This is a genomic window from Streptomyces jeddahensis (assembly GCF_001642995.1).
Taxonomy (GTDB): Bacteria; Actinomycetota; Actinomycetes; order Streptomycetales; family Streptomycetaceae; genus Streptomyces; species Streptomyces jeddahensis.
On sequence record NZ_LOHS01000093.1, the window covers coordinates 48,524 to 71,038 of the forward strand.

Genomic DNA, 22,515 nt, shown 5'->3' on the forward strand with positions numbered 1-22,515 from the left:
CTCCGTACCGACCGTACGGCCGGTACGGAGAGGTGACGTCTCGTACTCTTGCGGCGTGTCTACCCATGAAGATCACCGGCCGAGGGCGAAGAGGCCCAGTCAGGGCGATGTCGCGCGACTGGCGGGGGTGTCGCCGACGACCGTTTCCTTCGTGCTCAACCGGACGGCCGGGCAGACGATCAGCGACGAGACCCGGCAGCGGGTCCTGCAGGCGGTCGCCGAACTCGACTACCGCCCGAACCGGGCCGCGCAGGGCCTGCGTCAGGGGCGCAGCGCGACCATCGGCTTCGTCAGCCACGACGTGGACTTCGGCGTGTTCGCGGCCTCCGCGATCAAGGGGGCACATGAGGTGTCCGTACGCCACGGCAACCTGCTGCTCCTGGTCAACACCGGCGCCTCGAAGCGCCAGGCGGCACAACTCGTCGGCGATCTGCTCGACCGGCAGGTCGACGCACTGATCTTCGCCGCGTCCGGCACCAAGTCGGTGGTGCTCCCGGAAGGCGCCGGGCGGGTCCCGACGATCCTCCTGAACTGCTTCGCCCCGGACGACTCCACCCCGTCGATCCTGCCCGACGAGGTACGCGGCGGCCGTGAGGCGACCCAGGCGCTGCTCGACCTCGGGCACCGGGACATCGCCTACCTCACCGGCACCGTCAGCAGCTGGGCCACCAAAGCCCGGCTGCGCGGCTTCCGTCAGGCGCTGCGCGGCGCGGGGCTCGATCCGCGGGGTCACACCGTGCTCCCCGGCAACTACCACGCCGACTCCGGTTACGCGCTGGCACGGAAGCTGCTGCGACGCGGCTCCCTGCCGACCGCGATCATGTGCGGCAACGACCGGATGGCCGTCGGCGCGATCCTGGCGCTCCTTGAGGCGGGGGTCCGCGTACCCGAAGACGTGTCGGTCATGGGGTACGACGACCAGTTCCAGCTCGCGGCCGAGATCCACCCGGCGCTGAGCACCGTACGGCTGCCGTACGACGCCATGGGCCGCCTGGCCGCCGAGCAACTGGCCGCAGGCGGGCCCGCCGTGCAGACCGGGCGCACCCTGGTGCACTGCCCGCTCGTGATGCGTGACTCCACGGCGGCCCCGGCCCGGTCGGCCCGGTCGGCCCGGTCCGCCCGGGGCTGAGTCGGGCCGGTCCCGCAGAAGCGCGAGCACATCCTGCGCGTACATCCACGGATAACTCCCCTGTAACAACTCCTTGACGCGAGAAATGGGGGACCGCTAGCTTTTCGCCACTAATTCGTATTAGTAACCCGCTGCGGTGCCCTGGCCTCAAGGCCCCGCCGCCGGCAGACGGGTTCGCCTCAGGTGCGAGACGTCGGCTCCCGTGCCGCCAGCTCACCGCTCAAGGAGGAACACATGCCCACACGGAAGCTGGTTCTCGCCGTGAGTGCGTTCAGCGCACTCACGCTGCTCGCCACTGGTTGCTCGTCCGGCTCCGACAGTAGCGCGAGCGACAAGAAGACCATCACGATCTGGTCGAGCATGGACCAGCCGATCATCGACGGCCTCAAGGCGAAGGTGAATCCCGAGGCCAAGGCACAGGGCATAACCGTCCAGTGGCGCAAGGTCGACAACATCAACCAGATCATCGTGCAGAAGGTGCAGGCCAACGACGCACCCGACATCGCGCTCCTGCCGCAGCCGGGCATCATCAAGGACTTCGCGACCAAGGGCAAGGTCACCCCGCTGGACGACGTCCTCGACATCCCGGCACTGCAGAAGAGCATGACGCCGGGCACGTTGGACGTCGCCAAGGTCAACGGCAAGACGTACGGCCTGATGGTCAGCATGAACGTCAAGGGCCTGGTCTTCTACCCGAAGAAGGCGTTCGAGGCCGCCGGTTACACCGCCCCGAAGACCCTCGACGAGCTCAACGCCCTCACCGAGAAGATCAAGGCCGACGGGAAGACGCCCTGGTGTCTGGGCATCGAGGCCGCGACGGCGACCGGATGGCCCGCCACCGACTGGTTCGAGAACCTGGTCCTGAAGTACGGCGGCGTCGACAAGTACAACGAATGGATCTCGCACAAGATCAAGTTCGACTCGCCGCTGGTCCGCCAGGCCGCCGCCCAGTTCGAGAAGATCGCCTTCACCGACGGCAACGTGCTCGGCGGCCGCAAGTCGATCGCCAGCAACAACTTCGGCACCGCCGGCAACCCCATGTTCCAGAGCAAGCCCGGCTGCTACATGTACCAGCAGGGCAGCTTCATCACCGGCTTCTTCCCCAAGGCCGTGCAGAAGAACCTGGACTCCGAGGTCGGCGTCTTCGGCCTGCCCCCGGTCACGGCGGGCGGCGACAACCCCGTCGAGGGCGGCGGCGACACCGCCTCCATCTACCAGGACAGCCCGGCCGCCCGGAAGGTCATGAAGCTGCTCGCGGCCACCGACGTCGGCACCACCGCGGCGAAGAACGGCTCCTCCTTCATCTCGCCGCACAAGGACTTCCCGCTCAGCAACTACCCGCTGAAGACCACCCAGTCGATAGCCAAGGTCGCCTACGACTCCACCGGCTTCGCCTTCGACGGCTCCGACGCGATGCCGACCGCCGTCGGTACCGGCAGCTTCTGGAAGGAAATGACGGCCTGGATCTCCGGCCAGGAGTCGCTGGACGCCGCCCTGAAGAACATCGACGCCAGCTGGCCCGTGAGCTGACCACCACGCGGTAGCGCCGCGGAGGGCGGGCGGCCACAGTCCTGCCCGCCCTCCGCGGCCGCCGAACCGACCCGACAACGACTCACGTTCGAGGAAAGGAACCGCCGTGGTCAGCCAAGTACTCTCGACGGTGCTCACCGTGCTGGCGGGCGTCGCCGCCGCCCTGGTCGTCTACTGGGTACTCAACAAGCTCGCCGAGGCCCTGCCGGGCCCCTGGGAGAACCGGATCAAGCCCTATTTCTACGTCGCGCCGGCGGTCGCGGCGATCGGGGTCTACCTGGTGTACCCGACGATCATCACCGTCATCAACAGCTTCAAGAACAGCGACGGTTCGCGCTTCGTCGGCGTGGAGAACTTCGTCAAGCTGCTTCAGACACCGGCCTTCCGGCAGACCCTGCTCAACACACTGCTGTGGATCGCCATCGTCCCCGCAGCCTGCATCGTCGTGGGTTTGTTCGTCGCCACGCTGGCCGACCGCCTGTCCTTCAGGGCGGAGAAGGCGGCCAAGACTATCATCTTCATGCCCATGGCCATCAGCGCCGTGGGCTCGGCCACGGTATGGCGCTTCATGTACGCCGCCCAGCCCGCAGGCCAGCCGCAGACCGGCCTGCTCAACGGCATCGTCACCGCCTTCGGCCACGACCCGGTTCCCTGGCTCCAGCAGAGCACCCTGCACAGCAACAGCCTGCTGCTCATGGTCATGCTGCTGTGGGGACAGGCGGGCTTCGCCATGGTGCTGCTGTCCGCGGCCATCAAGGGGGTGCCCGCGGAGACCCTCGAAGCGGCCCGGCTGGACGGGGCGGGCGAGATGCGGATCTTCTGGCGCGTCATCCTCCCGCAGATCCGCGGGACGGTCATCACGGTCTTCGTCACCGTCCTCATCACCGTCATGAAGGTCTTCGACGTGATCTACGTGACGACCAACGGGGCCTTCAACACCAACGTCGTCGGCCTGGAGTTCTTCAACCAGCTCTACACGAACTACAACTACGGCTACGCGTCGGCGATCGTCGTCATGCTGCTCATCGCCATCGTGCCGATCATGATCTACCAGATTCGCCACTTCAGGGCGGAGGAGCCGGCATGACCACCCAGACGACCGGAACGATCACCCCGGCGGCATCGCGCCGCTTCCGCCCGGCCCGGCGAGGCGCCCAGGCGTCGCCCGGCAGGAGCGGCAGGCGCAGCCCGCTCCCGGTCAAGCTGAGCGTGCTGTTCGTCTGCGCCCTGTGGATCGTGCCCACCCTCGGGGTGGTCATCACGTCCTTCCGGACCGTGGACGCCGCGAACTCCAGCGGCTGGTGGTCCCTGCTGGCCCACCCCGGCGGACTGGCAGACCTGACCACCGGCAACTACTCGAAGGCCATCGAGCAGGCGGACCTCGGCTCGGCCTTCTTCAACAGCGTGGCCATCACGCTCCCGGCGGTCTTCGTGCCGCTCCTCATCGCCGCGTTCGCCGCGTACGCCTTCACCTTCATGAGGTTCAAGGGACGTGACGCCCTCTTCATCGTCATCGTGAGCCTGCTCGTCGTACCGAACTACGTCGCGTTCGTCCCCATCATCAAGCTCTACTCCGACGTGAACCTGAACGGCACCTTTCCGGCCGCCTGGCTCGCCCACATCGGCTTCGGCATGTCGCTCGCCGTCTACATCCTGCGCAACTACATGGCGACCCTGCCCAAGGACGTCGTCGAGTCCGCCAAGATCGACGGCGCCAGCCACTTCCAGACCTTCTACCGGCTGATCCTGCCGATGTCGGCTCCCGCACTGGCGTCCTTCGCGATCTTCCAGTTCCTCTGGGTCTGGAACGACCTGCTCGTCGCCCTGGTCTTCGTGGGCCCCGGCGACAAGCAGCCGATCACCATCGCGACCAACAACCTGTTCGGCCAGCAGGGCACGGGCTGGGAGCTCGTGACGGCAGGCGGCCTGTTCTCCATGCTCGTCCCGATCCTGGTCTTCCTGACCCTGCAGCGGTACTTCGTCCGCGGCCTGACCAGCGGAGCCGTCAAGGGCTGAGACGGGCCGTGGCTCCCGCCCCCGGCGCCGAACGGAAAGCGCTGGCCAAGAGGCCGTCGCCCGGGCTCGTCGCCGGGTGGCCACGCACGACGCCGTACCGCAGAACCCCTTCGTCGCCCCACGCCCAACGAACAGGCAGGAACCCAGCCACGTGAGCAAGCCGAACGATTCCTGGTGGCGCAACGCCGTCATCTACCAGGTCTACATCCGCAGCTTCGCCGACGCCGACGGCGACGGAACCGGCGACATCGCCGGCCTGCGCTCCCGCCTGCCCTACCTGGCCCGCCTCGGTGTCGACGCGATCTGGATCAACCCCTGGTACCCATCGCCGCTGGCCGACGGCGGCTACGACGTCTCCGACTACCGCGACATCCACCCCGCCTACGGCACCCTCGACGAAGCCGCGCAGATGATCGCCGAGGCACACGGACTCGGCCTGCGCGTACTCCTGGACATCGTCCCCAACCACACCTCCGACCAGCACCCCTGGTTCCAGGAGGCCCTCGCCGCCCCGCCCGGTTCGCCGGAGCGTGACCGGTACCTCTTCCGCGACGGCAGGGGCGACGACGGCTCCCTGCCGCCCAACGACTGGCACGCCGCCTTCGGCGGGCCGGCCTGGACGCGTACCGCCGACGGCCAGTGGTATCTGCACCTCTTCGCCCCCGAACAGCCCGACCTCAACTGGGAGAACCCCGAGGTGCGCGCCGAGTTCGATTCGATCCTGCGCTTCTGGTTCGACCTCGGCGTCGACGGCTTCCGTATCGACGTCGCCCACGGCATGGACAAGGACCCCGCCCTCCCGGACCTCGGGCTGCCGGAGTTCTCCGTCCTCACGGCGGAGGGCCAGGACGACCACCCGCACTGGGACCGCGACGGCGTCCACGACATCTTCCGCGGCTGGCGAGCCATCGCCGACAGCTACCCCGACCGCCGCGTCTTCGTCGCCGAGGCCCACGTACGCCCCGGCCGCCTGGCCGACTACCTCCGCGACGACGAACTACACACCGCCTTCAACTTCGACTTCCTCAAGTGCCCCCTGGAGGCAGACCGGTTGCGGGAGGTCATCGACCGCAGCATCACCGACCTCGCCACCGTCGGCGCCCCCGCCACCTGGGTACTGTCCAACCACGACGAGACCCGCCACGTCACCCGCTACGGCCGCGCCCACACCGGCGTGACGACCCCGCTGCGTCACCAGCGCCACCCCTCCGACCTGGCCCTCGGCACCCGCCGCGCCCGCGCAGCCGCCCTGCTGATGCTGGCCCTGCCCGGAGGCGCCTACATCTACCAGGGCGAGGAACTGGGCCTGTACGAAGTCGAGGACCTCCCCGAAGAGGCCCTCCAGGATCCTGCCTGGGAACGCTCCGGCCACACCGTCCGAGGCCGCGACGGCTGCCGCGTCCCCCTCCCCTGGACCGGCGACACCCCGCCCTTCGGCTTCGGCCCGCCCGGATCCGTACCCTGGCTCCCCCAGCCCGCGGACTGGAGGTCCTACACCGCCGAAGCCAACGAGGCCGACCCCGCCTCCATGCTCCGGCTCTACCGCTCCGCGCTGCGCCTGCGGCGGACCACCCCGGGCCTGAACGGCGAGGATTTCCGCTGGCTGGACAGCCCAGAAGGCACCCTCCTCTTCGCACGCGGCCAGGACCTGCTGTGCGCCGTCAACCTCTCCGACGAGCCAGTCCCTCTCCCCGAGGACTGCGGCCTTCTCCTCACCTCAGGCCCGCTGGACGACGACGGGCTGCTGCCCCCGGACACCACGGTCTGGCTGCAGCGCGACCAGATCATGTAACGGGCGGGGGCCCGTACTTCGCCACGGAGCAGCTGCAGCAGGCGACGAGAACGGCTCCCGGTTCGGCTGACGTACCGGCTCCGGCTCCGGCGCAGAGCCCGTCGGAGGCGATGTTCGCCGCCGACGAGGCGTCCCGCGGCCTCGGCCGGCTCTGATGCTCCGTCATCCAGCCTGGCGACGCGTCACGCCCGCGACAGCTGGTCCCTCGGCAGTGGCGCTACCACCTCTGACCTCAGCGAATGGAACGCATTCCGCGCACAAAGATGCGTCAGCTGGTCGTTGACCGGCGATCCGCGGTAAGGCCAGGGTGGTGGAGCCATATCGGATTCCGGTCGCCCGTTTCCGGTCACCGAACCGAGTGCAGAGAGGAGGGCGCGTGGGCACCCAGTACAACGCGCCGGGCGGATGGGGCGGCGCAGTCGACGGAGGAAGGCGGGGTGCGCTGGACGGTCTGCGCATCGCCGACTTCTCCCGGGTTCTCGCGGGGCCCTATGCCACCATGCTGCTCGCCGACCTCGGCGCGGACGTGGTGAAGGTGGAGCGGCCGGAGACAGGGGACGACACCCGGGCCTGGCACCCGCCGGCGGACCACGACGGCACATCGACCTATTTCCTGAGCGTCAACCGGAACAAGAGGTCCGTCGTCCTGGATCTGACGACCGAGGCGGGGCTCGAACAGGCCCGCGCCCTGATCGCCGAGTCCGACGTACTCGTGGAGAACTTCCGTCCCGGCACGATGGAGCGGCTGGGGCTCGGCCACGAGGAGCTCCGTGCCCGGCACCCGGAGCTGATCTACTGCTCGATCAGTGGTTTCGGCAGCGGCGCGGGCGCCGCGATCCCCGGATACGACCTGCTCGTGCAGGCCGTCGGCGGCCTGATGAGCGTCACCGGGGACGTGCACGGGGAGCCGGTGAAGGCAGGCGTGGCCCTGGTCGATGTGATCACCGGACTGCACGCCTCGCTCGGCATCCTGGCGGCCCTCCGGCACCGGGACGCCACCGGCGAGGGACAGCTCGTGGAGGTGAACCTGCTCGGCTCGCTGCTGTCGGCCATGGTCAACCAGGCGTCGGCATTCGCCGTCGCCGGTGTCGTCCCGGGACGCATGGGCAACGCGCACCCGAGCATTGCCCCGTACGAGACCCTCCCGACCGCCGACCGTCCGCTCGCCCTCGCGGTCGGCAACGACCGGCAGTTCGCGGCGCTCGCCGAGGTCGTCGGGGATCCCGGCCTCGCTCTCGACGACCGCTTCCGCACCAACTCCGACCGGGTCGCCCACCGCGCCGAGCTGTGGGACATCCTGACCGAGCGGCTGAGCGCCGCAGGTGCCGACCACTGGGCGGCCGTCCTGCTGGCCGCCGGGGTGCCCGCGGGACCGGTCAACACCCTCGACGAGGCGTTCGCCTTCGCCCAGAAGCTCGGCCTTCCCGGGATCGTCGACATCCCCGCGGCGGCCGACGGAGAAGGCGGCAGGCCGTCCCGCCAGGTCGCGCACCCCATCACGCTGAGCGGGACACCCGCGCAGTACCGCCTGCCCCCGCCCGGCCTGGGCCAGCACACCGCGCAGATCCTGCATGGCCCGTCCGACCTGTCCGAACCGTCCGACCACGCCTCCGCGTGACACGGAGCGGTCACCTGACCGTTCGAAGCGTCGTCAGCGTCGTCAGCGTTGGCGCGCCACGACCGAACCAACCCACCCGATCTCCCAACCCTGATCACTAGGAGCCCACCATGAGCGGCAAGCCGCTGCAGGACCCCCTCGAGCTGCTCGACATCGCCTCCGTCCTCTCCGACGAGGAGCGCGAGATCCAGGCCACCGTCGCCAAGTTCCTCGCCGACCGGGTGCGCCCGCACATCGGCGAGTGGTTCGAGAACGCGCACTTCGCCCGCGAACTCGCCCCGGAACTCGGCAAGCTGGGCGTCCTCGGCATGCACCTGGAAGGCTATGGCTGCGCCGGGACGAACGCGGTCAGCTACGGTCTGGCCTGCCTGGAGCTGGAGGCGGCGGACTCCGGCTTCCGCAGCTTCGTCTCGGTACAGGGCTCCCTGTCGATGTACTCCATCTGGAAGTGGGGCTCGGAGGAGCAGAAGCAGGAGTGGCTGAGCCGACTGGCCGCCGGCGAGGCGATCGGCTGCTTCGGCCTGACCGAGCCCGACTTCGGCAGCAACCCCGCCGGGATGCGCACCAGGGCCGTCCGCGACGGCGACGCATGGATCCTCAACGGCTCCAAGATGTGGATCACCAACGGCGGCATCGCCGATGTGGCCACCGTCTGGGCGCAGACCGAGGACGGCGTCCGCGGCTTCCTCGTGCCGCGCGGCACGCCCGGCTTCACCACGCAGGACATCAAGCAGAAGATGTCGCTGCGTGCGTCCATCACGTCGGAGCTGTACTTCGACAACGTCCGGCTGCCCGACGCGGCGCGGCTGCCGCACGCACGGGGCCTGCGCGGACCGCTGTCCTGCCTGAACGAGGCCCGCTTCGGCATCTTGTTCGGCGCGGTCGGCGCGGCCCGCGACTCGCTCCAGGCGGCCATCGAGTACGCCGACTCGCGGGTGCAGTTCGACAAGCCGATCAGCGCCTTCCAGCTCACCCAGAAGAAGCTCGCCGACATGACCGTGTCGCTGGGCAGCGCCGCGCTGCTTGCCATCCACCTGGGCCGGCTCAAGGACCAGCACCGCATCAAGCCGGAGCAGATCAGCGTCGGCAAGCTCAACAACGTCCGGGAAGCGATCGCGATCGCGCGGGAGTGCCGCTCCATCCTGGGCGCCAACGGCATCTCCCTGGAGTACTCGCCGCTGCGCCACGCCAACAACCTGGAGTCCGTCCTGACCTACGAAGGCACCAACGAGATGCACACGCTGGTCGTCGGTCAGGCGATCACCGGCTACCCGGCGTTCCGCTGACCCTGACCGCTGGCCGCTGAAGGTGAAGGAAGGGGACGAGGACGGCACCCGGCGGACGGACGTGACGGCGCTGCGGGGAGCGGTCGAGGCACCCTGAACGCCCGCCGGGTTACAGACGCTTCAGCCGGCGGCGACCGTGGCGGCAGCCGCCTCCCGCAGGCGGCGGATCACGCCGCGCACCGCGGGTGACGTCTCGCCCCTGCGGTAGGCGCCGACCAGCCGGGTGGTCAGCGGTACGTCCGCCAGCGGGCGGTAGGCCACCCCCGGGATGTGCACGCGGCGCAGCGAATCGGGGACCAGAGCCACCGCGAGACCACCGCCCACCAGGGTCAGAGCCGCGATGAAATCCCGTACCGGGGGAGCGCACCGCGCGCTGAACCCGCCCTGCTCCGCCACTTCGAGGATCTGGTCGCGGCAGCCGTACTCCTCGTCGAAGTGAGGGGCGACGAAGCACTCGTCGCGCAGCTCCGCCGCCGGTACCGCCTCGTACGCCGCCAGCGGTGCGCCGGCCGGCAGCGCCAGGACGACGTCTTCGGTGAGCAGGCAGGTCGCCGTCACTTCGGGCGGGTACTCAGGCCTCCAGCGCAGGAAGCCGACGTCGATGTCCCCGCAGGCCAGCGCCTCCAGTTGGGCCGGTGTCTCCATCTCGCACACCTGCACCGTCAGCTCGGTGCCGGGGGCCGCGCAGCGGGTGAGGACGTCGGTCAGCACGCCGGAGAACGCGGCCGAGGCGACGTACGCGATCTGGGCGTGCCCCAGCTCCCCGCGACCGGCTCGCCGGCCCACCGCCTCGGCCCGTGCGGCCTGCGCGAGGGTCAGCCGTGCCTCCTCCAGGAACAGCCGCCCGGCACTGGTCAGAGCCGGGCGGGTACGTCGTCCACGGTCGATCAGCCGCACGCCCAGATGCGACTCCAGCGCCCTGACCTGGGCGCTCAGCGCCGACGGAGCGAGATGCAGACGGTCTGCCGCCCTCGCGAAGTGCAGTTCCTCCGCGACGGTGACGAACGATTCCAGCCAGCGCAGTTCCACCGGCTCCTCCGTCCTGCCGGGCCCGTGCCGACGATAGCACCGGCCTCGGGCGCGGTCGGTGGCGTCAAGAGCCTGGTGGTGCCCGGGCGCCGGGCCGAACTGCTGCGGTCCGCCCGGGTGTCCGGCCGCAGGGTGCCCGCGGTTCAGGCGTCCGGGCGCAGGGCGTCGGAGATCGGCTTGGCGCCGCCGTGCGTGGTGAGGCCGCCGTCGACCGGGATCTCGGCGCCCGTGATGAAGGAGGCCTCGTCGGACAGGAGGAACACCACGAGTGGGGCGACCTCGGCCACGCTCCCGGTACGGCCCAGCGGTGTCCCGAGGATGTTCGCGTCGCGGAACGCGGGCGCGGCGGAGGCGGTCATGTCCGTCTCGATGAAGCCGGGGTGGATGGTGTTCACGCGGATGCCGCGCGGCCCCAGTTCCATGGCGGCGGTCTTCGACAGGCCGCGCAGCGCCCACTTGCTGGTGGTGTACGCGACGGGGTAGTGGGCGGTCAGTGCCGCCGACGAACCGACGTTCACGATCGACGCCCCCGGGCGCATCAGCGGCACCAGGTGCTGGATGCCGAGGAGCGGCCCGGTGACGTTGACCGCGTGGACGTGGGCCATGTCCTCGGGTCGTACGTCGTCGATGCGGGCCCGCCAGGTGATGCCCGCGTTGTTGACGAGGCCGTGCACCTGCCCGTACGCCTCGCGCAGTTCGGCGGCGAGCTCCGCCCAGTCCGGCTCGCTGGTGACGTCGAGGCGGCGGCAGCCGGGTGCCTGCGTCACGTCGGTGGCGATCACGCGGGCGCCCTCGCGGGCCAGCGCCTCGGCCTCCGCGGCGCCCTGGCCGCCGGCTGCGCCCGTGACCACGACGACCTTGCCGAGGAGCCTCTTGGGGTGGAGGTCGGTCACGGCCGCTCCCGGGGACGGCGCCGCGCGCTCGGGACCGGCACGGGATCGGGGCCGGTCACCACGGTGTTGGAGACGCTGCCGATGCCCTCGACGGTGAGCGTCACCGTGTCGCCGGGCTTCAGCGGCGCCGGTTCCTGCCTGCCGCGTACGCCCCACAGCTCGGCGAGGCAGCCGCCGTTGCCGCACGTGCCGGAACCGAGCACGTCACCGGGACGCACCCACGTTCCGCGCGAGGCGTAGGAGACCATCTCCTCGAACGTCCAGCTCATGTTGGACAGCAGGTCCTCGCCGACCACCTCGCCGTTGACCTCGGCGGTCAGCGCCAGGCGCAGGAAGCCGTCCGCGTCGCGGTACCTCTCCAGCTCGTCGGCGGTGACCAGGTACGGGCCCAGCGTGGTGGCGGTGTCCTTGCCCTTGCAGGGGCCGAGGCCGACCTTCATCTCGGCGGACTGCAGGTCGCGGGCGGACCAGTCGTTGAAGACGGTGTAGCCGACGATGTGGTCGCGGGCCTGCTCGGGGGTGAGGTCGCGGCCCTCCTTGCCGATCACGGCGGCGACCTCCAGCTCGAAGTCGAGCACGCTCGACCCCGGCGGCATGGGGATGTCGTCGTGCGGGCCGTACACCGCGTAGGGGTTGGTGAAGTAGAAGGTCGGAGCCGCGTACCACCGCTCGGGCACACCGGCGGTCCCGTCCACGGAGCGTCGTACGCCTTCGACGTGTTCCTCGAAGGTGACGAAGTCCCGCACAGTGGGCGGCTGGAGCGGTGGCAGCAGGTGTACGTCCGACAGCGGGACGGCGTCACCCACAGGGCGGGCGCCGAGGGCGTCGAGGGGTGAGGTGCCGTCCGGCAGGGCCCGTACGACGGTGCCGTCCACGACGCCGCAGTGACGCCGCCCCTCGTAGAGGTAAGTGGCGATGCGCAATGGTCGGCGCCCCTTACACCGGCGGGGCGACGAACACGCCGCGGTCGACGTCGTTGAAGGACTCCTTGGCGACCAGTTCGTTCATCGGGTTCGCCGTGCCCCACTGGTCGGTGACCTCGGGCTTCGAGAAGTCGTAGACATGGGGGTGCCAGGTGTCCTCGTCCAGTTCCTCCAGCTCGGTGGTGTACTCGACCGTGTTGCCGTGCGGGTCCAGGAAGTACGTGAAGGTGTTGTCGCCCGCCATGTGCCTGCCAGGGCCCCAGATCTTGCGGAAACCGGCCCGCATGACGCGGCCGGAGCCGCGCATGTACTCGTCCAGGCCGCGCATCTCGAAGGAGATGTGGTGCAGGGAGGTGTGCGGGCACTGGGCGATGGCCATCGAGTGGTGCTGGTTGCTGATCCGCATGAAGTGCATGACCTCGCCCATGTGCGGCGAGCTGAGGGTGTCGGAGAGGCGGAAGCCGAGGTGGGTCTCGTACCACTCGCGGGTCTTGTTCAGGTCGGGGGAGTTGAGCACCACGTGCGACAGTCGGACGGGGATGGCCTCCTTCTCCTCGATACGGCGGTGCTGCCGTGCTTCCACGTCGGCGGAGACCTCGATGGTGCGGCCGTCGACGTCGAAGAAGCGGAAGCCGTACCCGCCGCCCGGGGTGTCGAGCTTCCCCGGCTGGGACACCAACTGCACGCCCTGCGAGAGGAGTTGCTCGGCGAGGGTGTCCACGTCGGCCGGGCTGCCCGCCCCGTAGGAGACCAGGTCGAGACGCTTTTCGTCGGCCTTGCGCAGGCGGACGACGTACTGTTCGGGGCTGCCCTCGGCGGCGAGGAAGGAGATGCCGGAGTCCTCGGCGACCTCGGTCAGGCCCCAGACGCCGGCGTAGAAGTCGAGCTGCTTGTCGTAGTCGGGCACGGCGAGGTCGACGTGCCGGAGATGGGTGAGCAGGCGGTTGCTCATGGGGTTCCTCCTCAGACGAGGGTGAGGTTGAGCAGGGCGGCGGCGTTTCCGCCGCGCACGGCGTGGAAGTCGGTGTCGGGCAGGTCCGCGGCGCGCAGCGCGCCCAGCGGGTCGTCGGTGCCCATGTCGAAGGGGAAGTCGGACCCGAGCAGGACCCGGTCCGCGCCCGCGGCGCGCACCAACTCCCGCAGTACGTACGGGTCGTGGACCAGAGAGTCGAAGTACAGCCGCTTCAGGTAGCTGCTCGGCTCCCGTGAGCAGCCCTGGGCGTCGGGGCGGGCCCGCCAGGCGTGGTCGGAGCGGCCGATGTGCGTGGGGAGGTAGCCGCCGCCGTGCGCCGCGATCAGCTTCAGGCCCGGATGGCGGTCCAGGGCGCCGGAGAAGATCAGGTGGGAGAGGGCGACGGCGTTCTCGGTGGGCTGGCCGACCGTGTTGGACAGGTACCACTGGTCCAGGCGCTCGTCGAGCGTGCAGCCGAACGGGTGCAGGAAGACCAGGGCGCCGGTCTCCTCCGCGCGCGCCCAGAAGGGTGCGAGCTGCGGGTCGGAGAGCTCCAGGTCTCGTGTCCCGCCCGGCCCTGGGGCGTGCGAGGAGATCTCCACGCCCTTCAGCCCCTGGTCCAGTGCGTGGTCGAGCAGGGCCACTGCGAGGCCGGGGTGCTGGAGCGGGACCAGGCCGAGGCCGTGCAGCCGGTCGGGGGCCTTCGCGCAGTGCGCGGCGGTGCCCTCGTTGGCCAGCCGGCAGACGCGCTCGGCAAGTTGGGGCTCGGCCCAGTAGTGGTAGTGGTTCGGCGAGGGGCTCACCAGTTGCACGTCCACGCCGGCCGCGTCCATGGCCGCCAGGCGGGCGCCGACATCCGTCAGCCGTGGGACCCGCTCGCCGACCATCGGACCGTTGACGGCCAGGGCCGCCGACCCGTTGCGGCGGGCATCGAGGTTACGGGCCTCGGCGAGCCCGGGCTGACCGGCGACGGCCTCCTCGATCTCCGGCAGCAGGAGGTGGGCGTGGACGTCGATGGTCGGCGCGGACGATGCGGTGGCGGTCACGGGCGCTCCTTGAGGAGGTTCATGGTGCGGCCGATCAGCCCGGCCACGTCGGCGTCGCGCACGCCGTCCAGCTGCCACTGGCCGATCTGCACGGACGCCTCGACGACGGTGCGCACCCGGGGGATGCGGCGGTCGTGGTACGCCTGCAGCAGCTCGTCGTCCCAGTCCCGTCCACTGGTGAGCAGCTCGGCGAGCACGGAGGCGTCCTCCAGGGACATCGCCGCGCCCTGGGCGAGGGTGGGCGGGCAGCAGTGGGCGGCGTCGCCGATGAGCACGACCCGGCCCCGGTGCCAGGAGCCCTCGACGAGCAGGCGGTCGAACCAGGTGTAGTTGACCTTCTTCGGGTCGGTGATGTGCTCGATGATCTGCGGCCAGACCCCGCCGTAGGCCCGCGCCAGGCGGCGCATCTCGTCGGCGTAGGCGGCCGGGTCGATGGAGGCGCGGTCGCGGCAGGCTTCGACGACGTAGGCGTAGATGGTGTGCTCGCTGGTGGGGCAGTAGCCGGCGATGTAGGCGGGGCCGCCGTAGGCGAGGTCGGTGCGCGTCACGCTCTCGGGCCGTGGGGCGGCGATGCGCCAGATCGCCATGCCGGTGGGTTCGGGTTTGTCGGTGATACCGATCGCGGCGCGGCTGGCGGAGTTGAGACCGTCGGCGGCGATCACCAGGTCGTAACGGCCCTCGCTGCCGTCGCTGAAACGCACCGAGACGCCGTCGGCGTCCTGCTCCAGCGCCTCGGCGGTGGTGCCCAGGCGTATGGAGGCAGCGGACGCGCGGACCGCGTCGATGAGGATCTGCTGCAGCTGGGGGCGCTGCATGCCGAGGGTGGCGGGCAGGTCGTCGCCGCCGGTCTGGATGTCCTCGGCGACGAACAGAACGGTGCCGTCGGGAGCGGTCACGCCCAGCGAGCCGAAGGCGTATCCGGAGGCGCTCACCTGCTCCCACACACCCAGCTCGCGCAGCACGCGCAGGGCGTTGCCCTGGAGGGTGATGCCGGAGCCGGTGGTGGCGTTCCAGTCGGGCTTGGCCTCGATCAGGTCCACGGCCACACCGGCGCGCCGCAGCAGGATGGTGACGGCGCTGCCGGAGGCGCCCCCGCCGATGACGAGGACGGTACGGGGGTCGGTCATGGGGAACTCCCTTGGTCCGCTCTGTTGCTTGAGTTACTTGACGGCGATGGGGTTGACCGGTGAGCCGACGGCGCCGGTGATGGGCAGGGGTGCGGCGGTGAGCCAGAACGCGTACACGCCGTCGGCCGCGCAGTCCGCGGCGAGGGCCTCGAGGTCCCACATCTCGCCGATCAGCAGGCCCATGTTGGGGATGACGACCTGGTGCAGCGGCTGGAAGGCGTGGTCGAACTCGTTGGGCCGGACCTCGAAGCCCCAGGTGTCGGTGGCGATCGCGGCGATCTCGGTGCGGTGCAGCCACCCGGCGGTGGTGAACGACAGGCCGGGCGCGGGTCCGCCCGCGTAGTCGCCCCAGCCCTCACGCCGGACCCGGGCCAGCTGCCCGGTCCGTACGACGACGATGTCCCCGCGGCCGACGGTCACGCCGTGGGCCTCGGCGGTCGCGGTCAGGTGCGCCTCGGTGATGGCGAACCCGTCGGGCAGCTCCGGCGTACCGTCGTCGTCACCGATGACCCGGGCCACGTCCAGCAGTACGCCGCGACCGGCCACGTACGGGGCCATGTGCTCGATGCCGGTGACGAGGTCGCCGTCGGAGGTGACGACCTTCTCCGCGTCGCGTCCGTTCCACGCCTTGCCGTGGTCGAAGATGTGCCCGAGCCCGTCCCACTGCGTGGAGCACTGCAGCGGCATCGCGATCACGTCGTCCGCCCCGCCGATGCCGTGCGGGAAGCCCTGGTTGCCGAGGGCCGCGTCGGTGCCGGTGTCGAGCATGGTGTGCACCGGGTTGGTCCGCCGGCGCCAGCCCTTCTGCGGCCCGTTCATGTCGAAGCGCTGCGACAGCGAGAAACTGACACCCCGTCGGACAAGGGCGGCCCCCTCGCGGCGCTTGGCCTCGTCGAGGAAGTTGAGCGTGCCCAGCACGTCGTCCTCGCCCCAACGCCCCCAGTTGGAGTACGCCTTGGCGGCCTCGGCGATCGCGCCCTCCGGGTCGCGGCGGTCCAGGCTCACGCCTTCTCCTCCACGCAACGGGTGCGCTGCACGCCCAGACCGGTGATGGAGCCCTCCATGACGTCGCCGTCGCGCAGCAGCCGCCCCCAGTGGATCCCGTTGCCGGCCGGGCTGCCGGTCAACACGAGGTCCCCGGGCAGGAGCCGGGCGGTCCGGGAGATGTACGACACCAGCCGCGCGATGCCGAAGAGCATGTCCTTGGTGGACTCGTCCTGCATGGTCTCGCCGTTCAGCTTCAGCGTGACCCGCAGGTCACCCGGGTCGGCGATCGACTCGGCCGGCACGATCCACGGCCCGAGCGGGGTGAAGCCGGGGGCGTTCTTGCAGCGCAGCCAGTCCGTGCCGATGGCCGGCATGTCACGGCGGAAGACGGTGGCACGGTCGGTGAGGTCGTTGGCGATCGTGTACCCGGCGACGTACTCCAGAGCCTCCTCGACCGGCACCCGGTAGGCGGGCTTCGCGACGACGGCCGCCAGCTCCAGCTCCCAGTCGGGCTTCGCGGCCCAGGAGGGGAGTACGACGTCGTCGTACGGGCCGGCGATGGTGCTGGGCAGGCCGATGAAGACGTACGGCAGGTCCTCGGCCGCCCGCCGGTCCATGATCGCGGCGATCTCCGCGCGCGCCTCCTCGACGGTGCGCGGGTCGTCGGGGGAGCGGTGGGCGACCTCGAGGTCGATCACGTGCTGCCGGTAGTTGGCGCCGGACTGGAAGATCTGGCGGGGCTCGACGGGGGCGTGGACCCGCAGGCCGTCAAGTGCCTGCCAGGTGCCGGTCCCGTCCGTGGCGAGGGCGTGCAGGAGGGGCAGCAGCTCCGCCCAGCGTTCGAAGATCCCACGGGTCGTCAGGGCGGGTTCACCGAGAGCCGCACGAAGGTCGAGCACCCGGTCATCGGACAGGAGACCGGGGAACGGCTCCCCGTCCGGAGCGGAGAACGTGCCGAGCGCGAACGGGCCGGCAGGTTGCACGAGCGTTGCCATCAGATTTCCTCCTGCTGGGTTGCGGTCTACTCTGGCCCCGACCGGTGAATCACGGAAATCAATCCTGTGGATGTGCCGAATCCATGCCATGGATGGCTCTCGCTTGCTAGGTGGTGCCCCGGTGAACCTGTCCCGACTCGACCTCAATCTGGTCGTCGCCCTGCGTGCTCTCCTGGAGGAGCGCAACGTCACCCGGGCCGGCGAGCGCGTCGGGCTGAGCCAGCCCGCGATGAGTGCGGCGCTGTCCCGGCTGCGCCGCCATTTCGACGACGAGTTGCTCGCCCGGACCGGCAACTCCTACGAGCTGACCCCGCTCGGCGTCGCCCTGCGCGACCGCAGTGCCACCGCGTGCGACCTGCTGGAACGCGTCTTCTCCAGCCAGGCCGACTTCGACCCGGCCGCCGAGACCCGCGAGTTCACCCTGCTCGCCTCCGACTACGGCGCGGCCGTCTTCGGCGCCGCGCTCGCCCGCGCCCTGCACCGGGAGGCGCCAGGGATCCGCCTCGCCTTCCAGCACCCGGCACCCTCCGTCGTGGAGAACACCGCCACCGTGCTGAGCACCGTCGACGGACTGCTGATGCCGCACGGCGTCATCGACCAGTTCCCCGCCGTCGACCTCCACCAGGACCGATGGCTGTGCCTGGTCGCCGACGACCACCCCGAGATCGGCGACGCGCTCACCCTCGACCACCTGGCCCGCCTGCCCTGGGCCGTCTACCAGCGTCCCTACGACGCCCCGGCCGCCCGTCAGCTCAGCATGCTCGGCATCAGCCCCCGGGTGGAGGTCTCCGTGCAGACCTTCCAGTTGCTGCCGCACATGGTCGAGGGCACCCGCCGGGTCGCGATGATCCAGGAGCGCCTGGCCCGCAGAGCGGTCCGCTCCGCCGCGGTACGCGTCCTGCCCTGCCCGTTCGAGGCCGTACCGGTGCAGGAGGCGATGTGGTGGCATCCCGTGCACACCCAGGACGCGGCCCACATCTGGCTGCGGCAGAAGGCCGCGGAGGTGGGCGCGACGCTGACGGCTCATAGCAACGGCCCGGCAACGCCCTGAGGGGCGCGGGGCTGTGACATATGCGGCTCCGTCGCGATGGGGGTGCCCCCTGTTCATGGGGATGCTCGGTTGGCCGTCAGGCCAACTGCTCGGGCAGCGGCCGGGGATCCGCGGCGCCCGCGCGGCGGCGGACCGCCAGCAGCCCCGCCGCGACGAGGGCGGCGGCCAGCCCCAGCACACCCACCGCACCGGCGAGGCTGCCGACCGCCGGCTCCACGGCGAGCAGCACGAGTGGGCAGACGAACTCGCCGCCGAAGAAGGCCGCCGTCCACAGCCCCGTGCCGCGGCCGCGGTCCTCGAACGCCAGGCGGGACATGGCACTGGTGAGGAGGGCGGGCAGCAGCATGCCCGTGCCCACGCAGTTGACGACCGCCCCGATGACCAGCAGCGGGGCGTCTCCCATGAGGTCCGCGAGGAACATCACCCCGAAGCCGACCGCGCAGACAGCGAAGACGGCGGGCAGCATCGGGTCGGGAGAGCGCTTCAGCCGGGCGAAGGCGATCGCTCCAGCCACGGTGGCGGCACTCGCGATCGCGGTGGCCAGGCCGATCACACCGGTGTTCTCCACGCCGAGGTCGTCGAGCAGGTACGACATCTCCACCGGGACGGTGTAGAACACCATCGCCCCGAAGAAGGTGAGGGCGCAGATACCCGCCAACTGCCGCCAGGGGAACGGACGTCGGGTCTGCCCTTCGGGCCGGGTGTCCCCTTCGGCCCGGGTCTCCGCCTCGTCCGGGGCCTCGTCCGAGGCATCGTGGGCGGCCGCGCGGACCGCCAGCGTGGGCAGGGCGGTGGCCATCAGCGGGGCGAGCGCCAGGCTCACGGCGTAGATCCAGAAGGGCACGCGCCAGCCCGCCGCGCCGACGGCGCCGCCGAGTACGAAGAAGACGGTGGCCGACGCGGAGGCGCACATGGTCTGCAGGGCCAGGTACTTCACCCGCCGGTGACCGGAGTAGTAGTCGCCGATCAAGGTGGTGCAGCAGGTCATGATGGCGGCCTCGGTGACACCGACCAGGGCGCGGCTCGCGATGATGGCGCCCAGCGAGTCCAGCCACAGAGGGGCGGTTCCGAACACGGCGTACAGGACGGTCGCCACGACCAGCAGGCGCTTACGGCCCAGCCGGTCCACGATCATCCCGGCGAACGGGGCCAGCAGCGCCAGCGACAGCGCCGGTACGGTCAGCGCGAGAGGAACCAGCGCCTTGGCCCCCGGTACCGACGCGAAGTGGTCCTGCATCTTCGGCAGCACCGGGGCGATCAGCACCGCCCCCAGGATCGGCAGACAGCTGCCCGCCATCAGCAGGGTCACACGCAGCAGATGGACCGGGCGCGAGACGGCGACGGGTGACGCGGCGGCGTCATCGACCGCGGCGGGAGGCGGGATCGGGGACACGGAACCGGGCATGGCGACTCCAGGGACGGTGTACGGGAGCGGGCATGCCTGTGACTGGCGCCTACGGTGCACGGCATGCTGTGGACGGCCGCACGTCGGCGGCTGGTCCGGACAGCGGCGTGCGGGTAGGGACGACTATCGGCTGTGCGGGGCCCCGCCGCCATCCTCTGCGCGATCTGAATCCCGTATCCGGCTCATCCATGCCGTGGATGGGCTTCGCCGCTGCCTGGAGCCCCGCGGTGCTCGGCCGGAAATTCTGGAAGAGATCGCTGACGGCGTGATCACACCTCTGCTGCAATCGGCATGAGAAGAACGAGAGTTGCTGTGACCGAGTGAGAAGAGAGCGGAATGTACGCCAAGATTCCAGAAATGGTCCGTGCTGCGGAAGAACGAGCGGAGAAGACTTCCTTCGAGCAGTCCTGCGAGCCTGCTGTGGGCGCGTTGCTGGGCGCCCTGGCGGCAGCCGTGCCTCGCGGCGGACGCATTCTCGAGCTGGGCACCGGGACCGGAGTCGGGACGGCGTGGCTGGCCTCGGGAGTCGGTCCCAGAACCGATGTGACCCTCACGACCGTCGAAGTCGTCCCGGAACTTGCCGAGTCGGTGCGCGCCGCCGGCCTGCCCGACTGGGTGGACGTCGTCACCGGTGACGCCCTGGACGTCGTTCCGCGCCTCGGCCGCTTCGACCTGATCTTCGCCGACGCGGTGGCCGGCAAGTGGGAGGGGCTGGACGTGACGCTCGGCGCCCTCGCGCCCGGCGGGATACTCGTCGTCGACGACATGCAGCCCGCCCGGTACGACCGGCCGGAGCACCGCGCGGTCGTCGACAGGATCCGCGCCACCCTGGCGTCCGACCCGGAGCTGGCCACAGCCGACTTCGTCGAGGCCACGGGGCTGATGCTCGCCACGCGGAGGGCGGCGTGAACACGATGCCGTGATTACCGAGACCGAGAGCATGATGACCGCACCTGTCAGTGTGCCGTGCCGCTGCCCTGTGCGGCAGCGGACCGGTACGTGACGGCCGGCTCGTGGTCCTTCTTCGTCAATGCGCCCGAAGCACATCAAGTGCCATCAGCGCCACGTGTAGTTCGGTGCGCTGTTCGCCGGACTCGAGGTCCCAGTCGAGGAGACGCTCGATGGTGCGGAGGCGTTGGTACATGGTCTCGCGGGAGAGGCCGCCCCGGCGAGCGGCGGTGGTCTTGTTGCCGGCCGCGTCGAGGTAGTGGCGCAGGGTCGTCAGCAGGCCGGTGCCGTGCTGAGTGTCGTGGTCGATGAGTCGCCCGAGCTGCTGTTCGGTGTACTCCTGGATCCGGGTGTCCTCGCGTAGGGCGTACAGCAGGCGGCGCAGGCCGATGTCGGACAGCTCGTGGAAGGAACGGTCGGGCGGCAGCGGCTGGCCGGGAGGGGTCGCTTCGGCGACGCGGGCCGCCTCGCGAAAAGAGCGGGCGCTGTCGGAGAGGTCCGTGACCTCCGAGCCGACACTCACGACTGCTTGCGAGGCCAGGCCCAGTGCGGTGCTGCAGAGGCGTTCGACGATGGGGCGCCAGGGTTGGGAGGGGCGCAGGGCCAGCAGGATGCCGATGCGGTCGGGGGCCAGTTCACCGACGAGCGCAGGGACGCCTGCCGCCCGGAGCTCCTGGAACAGGCGGGTCTCGGGCTCGGCTCCCCCATTCCCTGTGCGTAGGTCCACCACAGTCGCGACGAAGCGGTTCCGGTCGCTCGGCAGGCCCAGTGCCGCGCAGCGGGCACGGGCGTCCTCGGCGGAGTGGTGGCGCCGTTCGACCAGGTCGCGCAGGGCGTTCCGGTGCGCGGTGCGCTCCCAGGGGGTGGGGTGGATGAGGCGGGCGACGGTCAGTGCCATCGCGGTCCTCTCCAGCACGGTGATGTCCTCCGGCCCGAAGACCGGCCCGCCGTCGGTGCGAGCGGGGAGCATGGCCACACGGCCCCAGCGTTCGCCCTGGTACTCGACGGGTGCCGTGAGCCAGCCCTCCGGGCCGCATATCGCCGTACGGTCGCCGGGCCTGGTGGCTCTGGAGCGCTGTTCCCAGTCCGTGAGTGCCTCGTCCACCGTGCTTCCGGACGGCTCGCAGATCAGTGCCTGGTGTACCAGGTTCTCCAGAACGACCGTGCGGCCGCTCATCTCCGCCGCCGCGCGCACCACGTCCTCCGGCCCGGCTCCATGCAGGGTGAGGGCGGTGAACGCCTCGTGGATGCGCTGGGTGCGGCGCATCGCGTCCGCCTGGTTGCCGAGCAGGAGCGCGTGCACGACCTGGGTGACCTCCAGGAAGTTGACGTCCTTGGCCAGGGTGACGAGCGGGAGGCCGCGGAGACGGCAGGCGTCGACGAGCGCGTCCGGCGGGCGGTGATAGCGGCGTACGAGTTCGATGACCAGCGCCGCGGCCCCGACGTCGGCGAGTTCGTCGACGTACCGGCGTACGCCGGCCGCGTCCTCCGGAAGCGGCATTCCGGTGGTGAGGACGAGTTCGCCGCCCTTGAGGAAGGACGCGGGATCGGTCAGTTCGGTGATGTGGACCCACCTGACCGGCCGGTCCAGGTGCGGCACGCCGGTGACGACCTGGGGCCGTCCAGCGGCCATGACAGGGAGGGCCAGGACGTCGGCCACGGTGAGCGGACGGGTGGGCCCCTGGCCGGCCGGGTGGTTGTCGTTCACGGTGTCTCCATGGGGTCCCCTGCTCGAGCCGAGCCCAGAGCTCGGGGAGCGCCCGGCCACTGTGACAAGGGTCGATGACC

19 protein-coding genes are annotated in these 22,515 nt (G+C 70.5%); 9 read left to right on the forward strand and 10 right to left on the reverse strand.

Features of this window, described 5'->3' with window-relative positions; translation table 11 throughout:
* The first annotated feature begins 55 nt into the window (after nucleotides 1–55).
* The 7 genes from STSP_RS21750 to STSP_RS21780 all read left to right on the forward strand — a co-directional run bounded on the left by STSP_RS21750 (nucleotide 56) and on the right by STSP_RS21780 (nucleotide 9,371).
* Nucleotides 56–1,129, forward strand: a complete 1,074-nt coding sequence (locus STSP_RS21750; protein WP_067280652.1) for a LacI family DNA-binding transcriptional regulator — start codon at nucleotides 56–58, stop codon at nucleotides 1,127–1,129.
* Nucleotides 1,130–1,363: 234 nt separating this feature from the next.
* Complete coding sequence (locus tag STSP_RS21755; RefSeq protein ID WP_067280654.1) at nucleotides 1,364–2,659, forward strand: ABC transporter substrate-binding protein; 1,296 nt, start codon at nucleotides 1,364–1,366, stop codon at nucleotides 2,657–2,659.
* Nucleotides 2,660–2,765: 106 nt separating this feature from the next.
* Entirely contained in the window at nucleotides 2,766–3,746 is a 981-nt protein-coding gene (locus STSP_RS21760) for a carbohydrate ABC transporter permease (RefSeq protein WP_067280657.1), read from the forward strand.
* Nucleotides 3,743–4,675: a carbohydrate ABC transporter permease gene (locus STSP_RS21765; protein ID WP_078067393.1), complete on the forward strand. Its 933-nt coding sequence runs from the start codon at nucleotides 3,743–3,745 to the stop codon at nucleotides 4,673–4,675. The genes STSP_RS21760 and STSP_RS21765 overlap by 4 nt, the downstream gene beginning before the upstream one ends.
* Before the next feature lie 151 nt (nucleotides 4,676–4,826).
* Nucleotides 4,827–6,467 carry a glycoside hydrolase family 13 protein gene (locus tag STSP_RS21770; protein ID WP_067280660.1) on the forward strand — a complete coding sequence of 547 codons (1,641 nt, stop codon included), beginning with the start codon at nucleotides 4,827–4,829 and terminating at the stop codon, nucleotides 6,465–6,467.
* A 376-nt stretch (nucleotides 6,468–6,843) separates the two neighbouring features.
* Complete coding sequence (locus STSP_RS21775; RefSeq protein ID WP_078067394.1) at nucleotides 6,844–8,085, forward strand: CaiB/BaiF CoA transferase family protein; 1,242 nt, start codon at nucleotides 6,844–6,846, stop codon at nucleotides 8,083–8,085.
* A gap of 110 nt (nucleotides 8,086–8,195) precedes the next feature.
* Nucleotides 8,196–9,371, forward strand: a complete 1,176-nt coding sequence (locus tag STSP_RS21780; RefSeq protein ID WP_067280663.1) for an acyl-CoA dehydrogenase family protein — start codon at nucleotides 8,196–8,198, stop codon at nucleotides 9,369–9,371.
* Nucleotides 9,372–9,491: 120 nt separating this feature from the next.
* Here STSP_RS21780 and STSP_RS21785 read toward each other — a convergent pair whose 3' ends face one another.
* From STSP_RS21785 to STSP_RS21820, 8 genes are all read right to left on the reverse strand, one after another.
* Nucleotides 9,492–10,400, reverse strand: coding sequence for a LysR substrate-binding domain-containing protein (locus STSP_RS21785; RefSeq protein ID WP_067280665.1), 909 nt, complete (start codon nucleotides 10,398–10,400; stop codon nucleotides 9,492–9,494).
* Between the two features lie 143 nt (nucleotides 10,401–10,543).
* Entirely contained in the window at nucleotides 10,544–11,293 is a 750-nt protein-coding gene (locus tag STSP_RS21790; RefSeq protein ID WP_067280668.1) for an SDR family oxidoreductase, read from the reverse strand.
* Nucleotides 11,290–12,216 carry a fumarylacetoacetate hydrolase family protein gene (locus STSP_RS21795; protein ID WP_067280671.1) on the reverse strand — a complete coding sequence of 309 codons (927 nt, stop codon included), beginning with the start codon at nucleotides 12,214–12,216 and terminating at the stop codon, nucleotides 11,290–11,292. Before STSP_RS21795 ends, STSP_RS21790 begins: the two co-directional genes overlap by 4 nt.
* 13 nt (nucleotides 12,217–12,229) lie before the next feature.
* The gene (locus STSP_RS21800; RefSeq protein WP_067280674.1) at nucleotides 12,230–13,168 is read right to left on the reverse strand and encodes a VOC family protein; all 939 of its coding nucleotides are present in this window, start codon (nucleotides 13,166–13,168) and stop codon (nucleotides 12,230–12,232) included.
* A gap of 11 nt (nucleotides 13,169–13,179) precedes the next feature.
* Nucleotides 13,180–14,214, reverse strand: a complete 1,035-nt coding sequence (locus STSP_RS21805) for an amidohydrolase family protein (protein WP_067280676.1) — start codon at nucleotides 14,212–14,214, stop codon at nucleotides 13,180–13,182.
* Complete coding sequence (locus STSP_RS21810; protein WP_067280679.1) at nucleotides 14,211–15,341, reverse strand: FAD-dependent oxidoreductase; 1,131 nt, start codon at nucleotides 15,339–15,341, stop codon at nucleotides 14,211–14,213. The genes STSP_RS21805 and STSP_RS21810 overlap by 4 nt, the downstream gene beginning before the upstream one ends.
* 33 nt (nucleotides 15,342–15,374) lie before the next feature.
* A complete protein-coding gene (locus tag STSP_RS21815; RefSeq protein WP_067280687.1) occupies nucleotides 15,375–16,346 on the reverse strand; it encodes a cyclase family protein in 972 nt (323 codons plus the stop codon).
* The gene (locus STSP_RS21820) at nucleotides 16,343–17,323 is read right to left on the reverse strand and encodes a fumarylacetoacetate hydrolase family protein (protein ID WP_067280692.1); all 981 of its coding nucleotides are present in this window, start codon (nucleotides 17,321–17,323) and stop codon (nucleotides 16,343–16,345) included. Before STSP_RS21820 ends, STSP_RS21815 begins: the two co-directional genes overlap by 4 nt.
* A gap of 121 nt (nucleotides 17,324–17,444) precedes the next feature.
* Between STSP_RS21820 and STSP_RS21825 the strand changes: the two genes are divergently transcribed.
* The gene (locus tag STSP_RS21825; RefSeq protein WP_067280700.1) at nucleotides 17,445–18,374 is read left to right on the forward strand and encodes a LysR family transcriptional regulator; all 930 of its coding nucleotides are present in this window, start codon (nucleotides 17,445–17,447) and stop codon (nucleotides 18,372–18,374) included.
* Between the two features lie 76 nt (nucleotides 18,375–18,450).
* Here the strand turns inward: STSP_RS21825 and STSP_RS21830 are convergent, their stop codons facing one another.
* On the reverse strand, nucleotides 18,451–19,779 hold the full coding sequence (locus STSP_RS21830; protein WP_067280706.1) for an MFS transporter: 1,329 nt from the start codon (nucleotides 19,777–19,779) through the stop codon (nucleotides 18,451–18,453).
* 357 nt (nucleotides 19,780–20,136) lie between these two features.
* Between STSP_RS21830 and STSP_RS21835 the strand changes: the two genes are divergently transcribed.
* Nucleotides 20,137–20,688 (forward strand): O-methyltransferase, encoded by a 552-nt coding sequence (locus STSP_RS21835; protein WP_157902881.1) that lies wholly within the window; start codon nucleotides 20,137–20,139, stop codon nucleotides 20,686–20,688.
* Nucleotides 20,689–20,806: 118 nt separating this feature from the next.
* Here the strand turns inward: STSP_RS21835 and STSP_RS21840 are convergent, their stop codons facing one another.
* Nucleotides 20,807–22,435, reverse strand: a complete 1,629-nt coding sequence (locus STSP_RS21840) for a PucR family transcriptional regulator (RefSeq protein ID WP_067280709.1) — start codon at nucleotides 22,433–22,435, stop codon at nucleotides 20,807–20,809.
* Between the last annotated feature and the right edge of the window lie 80 nt (nucleotides 22,436–22,515).

Excerpts from the sequence above, each read along its gene's own strand:
- STSP_RS21755 (WP_067280654.1), top strand. The coding sequence starts at position 1,364 with ATGCCCACACGGAAGCTGGTTCTCGCCGTGAGTGCGTTCAGCGCACTC.
- STSP_RS21765 (WP_078067393.1), top strand. The coding sequence starts at position 3,743 with ATGACCACCCAGACGACCGGAACGATCACCCCGGCGGCATCGCGCCGC.
- STSP_RS21780 (WP_067280663.1), top strand. The coding sequence starts at position 8,196 with ATGAGCGGCAAGCCGCTGCAGGACCCCCTCGAGCTGCTCGACATCGCC.
- STSP_RS21800 (WP_067280674.1), bottom strand. The coding sequence starts at position 13,168 with ATGAGCAACCGCCTGCTCACCCATCTCCGGCACGTCGACCTCGCCGTG.
- STSP_RS21810 (WP_067280679.1), bottom strand. The coding sequence starts at position 15,341 with ATGACCGACCCCCGTACCGTCCTCGTCATCGGCGGGGGCGCCTCCGGC.
- STSP_RS21820 (WP_067280692.1), bottom strand. The coding sequence starts at position 17,323 with ATGGCAACGCTCGTGCAACCTGCCGGCCCGTTCGCGCTCGGCACGTTC.
- STSP_RS21830 (WP_067280706.1), bottom strand. The coding sequence starts at position 19,779 with ATGCCCGGTTCCGTGTCCCCGATCCCGCCTCCCGCCGCGGTCGATGAC.
- STSP_RS21835 (WP_157902881.1), top strand. The coding sequence starts at position 20,137 with ATGGTCCGTGCTGCGGAAGAACGAGCGGAGAAGACTTCCTTCGAGCAG.